Source organism: Methylobacter sp. (genome assembly GCF_036845245.1).
Taxonomy (GTDB): domain Bacteria; phylum Pseudomonadota; class Gammaproteobacteria; order Methylococcales; family Methylomonadaceae; genus Methylobacter_A.
The window spans coordinates 1-7,593 of record NZ_DAIUEH010000095.1 but is presented as its reverse complement, the minus strand read 5'-3'; the positions used below and the strand labels follow the sequence as shown (position 1 = coordinate 7,593).

Here is a 7,593-nt window from a genome sequence, read left to right as displayed (position 1 = left end):
CAGGATTGTTCGTGGGTAATTGGGCATAAGGTGTCATGACGATCCGTATTTTCAGCGGTATGATTGTTATTTTAACCCTATAAAGATGGGTGCCATGTTGATTATTTAGGAAAGATATCTATTTAACAATCACTTCATCCGATGTAGAAATACGCTGTAACCGCTCCATCAACACATTCCAGTCAACGCGGGGGTTATAACCGATCACATCAATCCGTGGCAGGCCGCCGCCGGTGATAATCGCGTAGCCGGATTCCGTGGCCTTTACACCCATCAGCTGGCACACGCCGTCATGCAGGTAACAACCCAGGCCCAGCTTGTCGTAGCCGAAGGTTTCAAAGAATCTTAAAAAGCTTTTTGATAATAGATCAGCCGCGCCGCCCCCGCCGATGTTCGCGATGTTTTGCACGGCTTTTTGACTGATTCTGTGCCGGGAATCATCGTTTTCCGGCGTGCCCAGCCATGCGAAAAAACTGACAGGGCGCCAGTTTTCCATATACAACTGCCGGACATAGCCGGATAACTTGCCAGTGATGCCGCCGAATTTAAACTTGCCGGTTAACTGATCCAGATCCAGATTTTCTATTTCCAGGTCACTGTGGAACTTGGGGGAATCGGTAAACAGTCCCGAAGCCGCAAGGTTGCTGATTTTAACTTCGCCGTCGAAAACTTTGACGATTAGCTCACCGCCCAGACTCAGGGTTTTGTTACTGTACTCGACACGAGGAATTTGGCCGCTGATGGTTCCGGATAACGGTGTCCAGTTCAGGGCAAGGGACAACTGTTCAAGCGATACATTACTGATGCCCCCTTCAAAGGACAGCTCGGGGTCTTGCTGTTTTTTTGCCTGCCATCTGAAATGATTGATGGCGATTGCGCCGCCCAATAAAGGCAGTTGGGTCTTTTTTAGCAGCCGAATGCTGTCGGCCCCGCCCTGAAACCCTAGCTCGGCAGGGCCTATCGGCACAGCATGAATCTGCAATCGTTGCCAGACAATTTTAGACGGTTGGGTAAAGAGTTCATTATTTGACCAATTAAGTCGGCCTGCGCCGCCCTGAATTTCGCCGCGACCTGACGCATCTTTAACATCAAGATTATTAAAGACTGCCGTTAACGCGGTTAGAACTTGATGATCAATTGAGAAATCGGCTTTTAAATGGCCTGCAAGCGTAACGCCTTGCAATATCGTCTGCTCAAAAAACGGTTTGAGATAATTAGCGGATACGTCCTGCAAATTATCGCTGTTCAACGAGAGCTGGGCTTTTTCAAGGCTTACGCCATCCTTGTATTGAATGCTTGCGCTGCCGCTTAATTCTCCGACTTTTTCATGTTTATAACTTGCAGAATTAATGTCGACTGTAGTGTTTGCTGCGTCCCAATTTCCCTGTGCATCCCAAACTATATTTTGTCCAGCCGCTTCCAAGTACAAAGGCTCCGTATATAGCACACCGCCGTTAATGTCGATATGGTTTTGCCATTGCCATATACATTTATTGTTTTGAGCACTCAGCGTTGTCTCCAGCATTAATGCTTCAGTGGCAAAACGCCCGTCTTTGGTTTGGCCGGTTAAGTTATCTAACCCGGCAGTTAAGGTAAATTCTTTTACCAATGCATGACTGCCGGATGCATTTAACTTAAGATTGATTTTGCCGCCTTTGAACTTGAACCACTCCTGCGGTAATAACTGTTGAATCAACTTTCCATCCACTGCTTTGGCGTCAATTTGCAACTGCCATTGATCGCCCTGTTCTTCGCCGTCAACCGTAACTATTCCACCGGCCAAGTGCAAATCGCTTAGCATGAGCGAACTGTGTTTTTCCGTGATATGAAAAGAAAAGTTGGCGGCAGGCGACTGCCAGCGTTTTGAATGAATCTCCGCCCTGCCCTGTTCGCACGACATTTCCTTGTTTTGCCAAGTGAACGCAGTACAGCGGATATTGACCAGATTGAGGTCGTCGAACGGTTTGGGCAGGCTTAGCTTGGCTATCGTTAAGACCAGTTTCTGCGGGTTTTTCGGCAAGTCGGCCAGGGCGATATTGATGCCTTCCAGCTTCCATTGGGCTGATGCAATGGTTCCGACATTAAGCGATACACTGTCCAGTGCATTGACGGGGTATGTGATTAAAATAAAGACGATGACCAAGGCCATCTCTATAAAACGCCACCGCATTAACCTAACTCAATACGACGCTGAAGCGTCGCATTCTGCATTCCCACGCCGGAGCATATAACTCTGTCCTGTCCCTGAATTCGGCGACACCACTGTAGGGCGTGCATCCCCGAGACTCTTGTGTATAAAAATATGCGCCGGAGCGTGGGAATGATAAAAGTCGATACGCATTAACCAGGAAAAACTCCAGTAGACAGATACCGGTCGCCCCGGTCGCAGATAATTACTACGATCACCGCATTCTCGACTTCTTCCGACAATTTCAAGGCTGCATGAACGGCGCCGCCTGATGAAATACCGGCAAAAATGCCTTCTTGGGCTGCCAAAGCGCGGGTGACGTTTTCGGCAGACACCTGATCGACATCGATAATCCGATCAACGCGATCAGCCATATAGATCTTCGGCAAATATTCCTTGGGCCAGCGCCTGATGCCGGGGATTTTGGACTCGCCTTCCGGCTGCACGCCGATCACCTGAATATCGCTGTTTTGTTCTTTCAGGAATTTTGAAGTTCCCATAATCGTGCCGGTGGTGCCCATGGAGCTGACGAAGTGGGTTATTGTTCCATGCGTATCCCGCCATATTTCCGGCCCGGTGCCTTCATAATGCGCGCGTGGATTATCGGGATTGGAAAATTGATCCAGAACTTTCCCCTGCCCCGCGGCTTCCATTTCCCTGGACAAATCGATTGCCGCTTCCATACTGCCTGCGGCCGGCGTCAGGATAATTTCGGCGCCGTAAGCTTTCATTGAAGCTCGACGCTCTTCGCTCATGTTATCCGGCATAATCAAGGTCATTTTATAGCCTTTGATCGCCGCCGCCATTGCCAATGCTATGCCGGTATTGCCGCTGGTGGCTTCGATCAGGCGGTCGCCGGGTTTGATTTCGCCTCGTTGCTCGGCATGTTGAATCATGCTGAGCGCCGGACGGTCTTTTACCGACCCGGCCGGATTATTGCCCTCCAGCTTAACCAGGATAGTATTACTGGTGTTGCCGGACAAACGTTGCAGTCTGACCAGAGGCGTATTGCCGACAAAAGATTCAATGGTTGGGAAAGTTGTGATTGTCATTGTGATACCGGGCAGTAATTTAGGAACGGGCAACACTCATCTTGTTGCCGTGTTTTATTTATGAAAATGATGCGTCGGGCATTGCCCATCTCTTAAGCTAATGATCGGCCAATTTGCGGCTTCGGCAAATTCGGTCAGTTTTTCATCGGGATTAACCGCGACCGGATGATCTACCAGCTTGAGCAGCGGTAAATCGTTATGGGAATCGCTGTAAAACCAGCTGTCCTGCATGGTTTCGGTTGAATCTTTTAACCAGGCTTCCAACAGTTTGACTTTGCCTTCCCGAAAACACGGAATACCGTTAAAGCCGCCCGTATAGCGGCCATTGATAAATTCAGGCGTGGTTGCCAGTAAATTTTCAATGCCGTACAGCCGGACTATCGGCTCGGTAACAAAACGGTTGGTTGCGGTAATAACCAGTAAGGTATCGCCCCGGTCTTTATGTTTGGCAATCAGCTGTTGTGCGGGTTCTAACAGCAGCGGTTTGATGGCTTGTTCTATGAATTGCGCCCGCCACTGGTAGAGTTGGTCAGGATCGTTGTGGGCCAAAGGCTGTAATGAAAAACGCAGAAACTCAACAATATCCAAGGTACCTTGTTTATAGTCCTCGTAGAATCTGGCGTTCGCGTCTTCATAGTGGTTTTTGTCAACGATGCCCTGGTCTACAAGAAACTGTCCCCATAAATAATCGCTGTCATCGGCAATCAGGGTGTTATCCAAATCAAAAATCGCTAAGCTCACGGTAATCCTGTTTCAAGTAATTAAAAAGAGCTGTGCGCTATGGCATCTGCACTTTATTTATGGAACAATGCTGTCATTAATTTAAATTACTGACCTATCTTTAATAATTTTACCATTAGCAAGATTTAAAGATATAGGGAAGGTAAAAACACAGGTTTTAACATGATTGACTCTAAAGGATACCGGCCTAATGTCGGGATCATCCTTTGCAATGACGAGGGTCGCGTGTTTTGGGCAAAACGAATGGGTGTAAACTCATGGCAATTTCCGCAAGGCGGAATTAATCCGAATGAAGACCCAGAAGCGGCGATGTATCGTGAGTTGTGCGAAGAAACAGGACTGCAACAGCAGCATGTCCAGATACTTGGCCGTACGCGCTATTGGCTGAGATACCAACTGCCCGAACGCTATATACGCAAAAACTCCCTCCCGTTATGCATAGGCCAAAAACAAATCTGGTATATGTTGCGTTTGATTACGCACGAATCCAATGTGCGTTTTGATCAGTGCGCCAAGCCGGAATTTGATGACTGGCGCTGGGTGGATTATTGGGATCCACTTAAAGATGTGGTGTATTTCAAGCGCAAGGTCTACCAAAAAGCGATGAGCGAGCTAGGCGCCATTTTGACTGCCGATACTGTCCCGGTTGATGCCGCAGGGTATTTGGCTAAGGAAATTGAAAAGGCAAAAGACAAACGGCGCAAAAAATAGCAAGACCATTCCCACGCTGTCATAAAAAAGCCGTGGGATAATCACTTCCTTTACGCATTCTTTCCTCGAAAGATAAATTTAGCTTTCGGGCATGATGTCGATCTTCAAATCCGCCTTGGTAAATAAATGCCATTAGCCTTGCTTATTGTTTTTTAGTTTTTGTAGCAATTCCTATCCGTACTGGCGGCAGCGTAGTCACTTTTATCGGTGGCAGCTCGGTAACTGCAATATTGGCGGGGTCCAGTTTCACCTCGAACGGTTTTTCGAAAGCTATAGCAATGGGTTTATCCGTTGAAACATTCAAATTCACGGTTATCGGGCAACCTGACAATGCAATTGAGGCAAGCATTATAAGCTTCCATTTGAACACTGTTTGAAGAACCTTATTCATATCGATCATCCTCTTTTGTTCGATTTCCAATCTCCAGATTGAAAACCTAGGAGACGAAGCTCTCGCTTCAAGAGACGGGAAGCTGGAGCTTCCAGACAGAATTACCACGCTGGTGATTGAGAACCAGTCAAAGATCGGTTTGTATTAGAATAAAGCGTCCAACTCTTTTCATCAATTCAGTGCAATTACCTAACAGGTGAATAACACTTAAAGATGCAACACCTGTTCCCATACGGACAAATCAGGCTTTACCTGCAATCTGCGCTTTGAGTTCAACGGAAGCCATTGCATAGCCGCCATCGTTCCCATCAACGAAATGCACATGTCCGCCGTCTTCAAAACGCCTCAGGAAACAGGTCATTAGCGCGGTGGGAGATGCATGCATCCCGAAGTAAATCGTTCCGGCTGCGCGCTCGCGTTCGAGCAAAATACGAATAGCTTTCTGCATCTCAGGCGAGCAGTCAATAACCATACGTAGCGTTTCATCAAATTTCCTGAAATCGGAATGGGCCGGTAACGAATCGATATATCTGGAGGTCTTGGTATTCGAAAACTTGAATTTCAGCCTATGCAGCATGCCTACCAGAAGTATTTCACAAGCGATTTTGCAGACGGCAACAAAAAAATGAGGCTGTCCTTGGATACGCGCCTCAGCGCGTGCCGCACGCCAGATGCGCTCGGCGCTAAGTTGGCGTATCTTGATCGGATTGGCCTCGGGCGCTTCGAGGTCGACTATCTTTTCAATCTCGGCAAGTATCCGTTGTAGCGTTGCCAGCGCCTGCTCGCCTTTCCCGCATGGACGCACGAGAATCGACAACATAGCGCCACGTGCGCTCTTTAGCGGAGCCCAGCGGCATGAAAGTCCTTTGATAGCGTCGGTGTCATCGTGATGATGCACATGCTCGGCAATAACGCCGCGCCCTGATTTGACCCACTTTTCTGCAAGCGCGAGTCCTTCGCCGCTAAAGAAGGCGATTGAAGGCCCTCCTGGCAAAAGAAAACGCGCAACGCTGATCGGAGTCCCTGCCGCAATGAGTTCATTATGTTCAATGAATCCGGTAACCAGTTTGAGCCCGAACGCCTCGCTAGCGTGGGCACGGGCAACGCTAAGTACGCGCTCAACCTCAGCCCGTCGTTCACCCGGTACTAACGCAGTGACGCCATCGCCACCGAAGACGAACGGAAAATGGGTAGTACCCAAAATATTGGCTAATGCAGCAATGGTCGAGGCGCCGGCCATATTGACCCATTTGTAATGCCCGGCCTTGATGGCCTCAGTCGAACCGCGTACATCGGTGATCACCACCAGACAATCGCCGGGAGCTTGCCGATAAAGCTCAGGACGTGTGAAATCAATGAAATCAGTGAAAGGTTTCAGCCCGGCATAGAAGTTAAGCATAGCTATAACAATCGTATAGGTTGGGTAACGGCTTTTCGTTGCCCAACAGTTTAGTACCAGTGACGCAATGGCCGTAGTTAAATCCCAAATCTGTCACCCTATTGAAATATCGTAATATTAGGCATAAAAAGCATTCCCAACCTAATAGTACCGAATATTAATCATCCAGTTATTTTATAGCATCCGTAAATGGTGTGTAATGCGCCCTCCCTTACAGGGAGTTTTTATTCAGAAGATTTATCGAAGTGCTCGTAAAAAAACCAGCCGACGTTTTTAGTCAAGTCAAAGGTCATTTTGGCATTGATGGCATTGCCAACCAGCGGTATCCAGCCTAACACCGATTTTTCAAGTATCGCTCCGGCATAACGTTTACAGCCTGTTAAAACAAGCGCTCTGGCAGCCTGTGATTCCAGCTGTTGATTAAATAGAGAGGCAATTTTATTAACCATTTCCAAATAAAGCTTGGTCAGTGTGGCAGCCCCCATACCGGGAACTTGCGAAAAAACAGCAGTGGTGGTGGCTGCGGTTTTAGCAATGCCATCAATAATTTTAGTTGCTTTTGCCCTGCGTTCTTCATCGGTCATTCCATTTGTCTCGGCATTAAAAATTCATCGTTGAATTTAAGCACAAGAATCTCGAACATTGTTCATAATTAATGAGCTTCGTATCTTAATCCATTCTACCGTACTGATCTGATATGCGGATAAATCAGGGTTTACCGGTCTGCCTCTTAAGTTAAAAGCGGACATCGTAAAATCACTCAGATTGGGCGATAGCTTTTCGTTGCCCAACATTATTGATATCCGGTGATGGGAGGACACTGGCTAAACCCGAAACCTGCCGTCATATTGAAACATTGTCATGTTGGGCATAAAAAGTATGGTCAACCTCCCCAAAGCAGTAATAAGCCTCACCATGAATGAGAGCACTGATGTTTTGCGCATCGGCAGGTAATACATTACGAATGACGAGCGGATTCATTACTGCAATGTCAGATTGCGCAGTCAATTACCGCCTTCAAAAAAGCAGTAACCAACGGATGCGGCATTTCATGAGTGGCTATTTTTGCCCATCCCCTCGAAAAGGTAAAAATTAGTAATGGCTGATGTTA

7 protein-coding genes are annotated in these 7,593 nt (G+C 47.5%); 1 reads left to right on the top strand and 6 read right to left on the bottom strand.

All coding sequences use genetic code 11. The features are described from left to right. Positions 1–118: 118 nt before the first annotated feature. The 3 genes from V7051_RS23915 to V7051_RS23905 form a co-directional block, all read right to left on the bottom strand. A complete protein-coding gene (locus tag V7051_RS23915) occupies positions 119–2,170 on the bottom strand; it encodes a C4-dicarboxylate ABC transporter (protein ID WP_333879261.1) in 2,052 nt (683 codons plus the stop codon). A gap of 170 nt (positions 2,171–2,340) precedes the next feature. Next, positions 2,341–3,240, bottom strand: a complete 900-nt coding sequence (gene cysM / locus V7051_RS23910; RefSeq protein ID WP_333879262.1) for a cysteine synthase CysM — start codon at positions 3,238–3,240, stop codon at positions 2,341–2,343. A 54-nt stretch (positions 3,241–3,294) separates the two neighbouring features. Then, the gene (locus V7051_RS23905) at positions 3,295–3,981 is read right to left on the bottom strand and encodes an HAD family hydrolase (RefSeq protein ID WP_333879263.1); all 687 of its coding nucleotides are present in this window, start codon (positions 3,979–3,981) and stop codon (positions 3,295–3,297) included. A gap of 162 nt (positions 3,982–4,143) precedes the next feature. Between V7051_RS23905 and V7051_RS23900 the strand changes: the two genes are divergently transcribed. Next, a complete protein-coding gene (locus V7051_RS23900; RefSeq protein ID WP_333879264.1) occupies positions 4,144–4,692 on the top strand; it encodes an RNA pyrophosphohydrolase in 549 nt (182 codons plus the stop codon). Positions 4,693–4,834: 142 nt separating this feature from the next. Here V7051_RS23900 and V7051_RS23895 read toward each other — a convergent pair whose 3' ends face one another. The 3 genes from V7051_RS23895 to V7051_RS23885 form a co-directional block, all read right to left on the bottom strand. Next, positions 4,835–5,113, bottom strand: coding sequence for a hypothetical protein (locus V7051_RS23895; protein WP_334181186.1), 279 nt, complete (start codon positions 5,111–5,113; stop codon positions 4,835–4,837). A gap of 211 nt (positions 5,114–5,324) precedes the next feature. Beyond that, on the bottom strand, positions 5,325–6,482 hold the full coding sequence (locus V7051_RS23890; RefSeq protein ID WP_333879266.1) for a DUF3095 family protein: 1,158 nt from the start codon (positions 6,480–6,482) through the stop codon (positions 5,325–5,327). A 224-nt stretch (positions 6,483–6,706) separates the two neighbouring features. After that, entirely contained in the window at positions 6,707–7,066 is a 360-nt protein-coding gene (locus V7051_RS23885) for a hypothetical protein (RefSeq protein WP_333879267.1), read from the bottom strand. Between the last annotated feature and the right edge of the window lie 527 nt (positions 7,067–7,593).

Excerpts from the sequence above, each read along its gene's own strand:
- V7051_RS23915 (WP_333879261.1), bottom strand. The coding sequence starts at position 2,170 with ATGCGGTGGCGTTTTATAGAGATGGCCTTGGTCATCGTCTTTATTTTA.
- cysM (WP_333879262.1), bottom strand. The coding sequence starts at position 3,240 with ATGACAATCACAACTTTCCCAACCATTGAATCTTTTGTCGGCAATACG.
- V7051_RS23900 (WP_333879264.1), top strand. The coding sequence starts at position 4,144 with ATGATTGACTCTAAAGGATACCGGCCTAATGTCGGGATCATCCTTTGC.
- V7051_RS23890 (WP_333879266.1), bottom strand. The coding sequence starts at position 6,482 with ATGCTTAACTTCTATGCCGGGCTGAAACCTTTCACTGATTTCATTGAT.
- V7051_RS23885 (WP_333879267.1), bottom strand. The coding sequence starts at position 7,066 with ATGACCGATGAAGAACGCAGGGCAAAAGCAACTAAAATTATTGATGGC.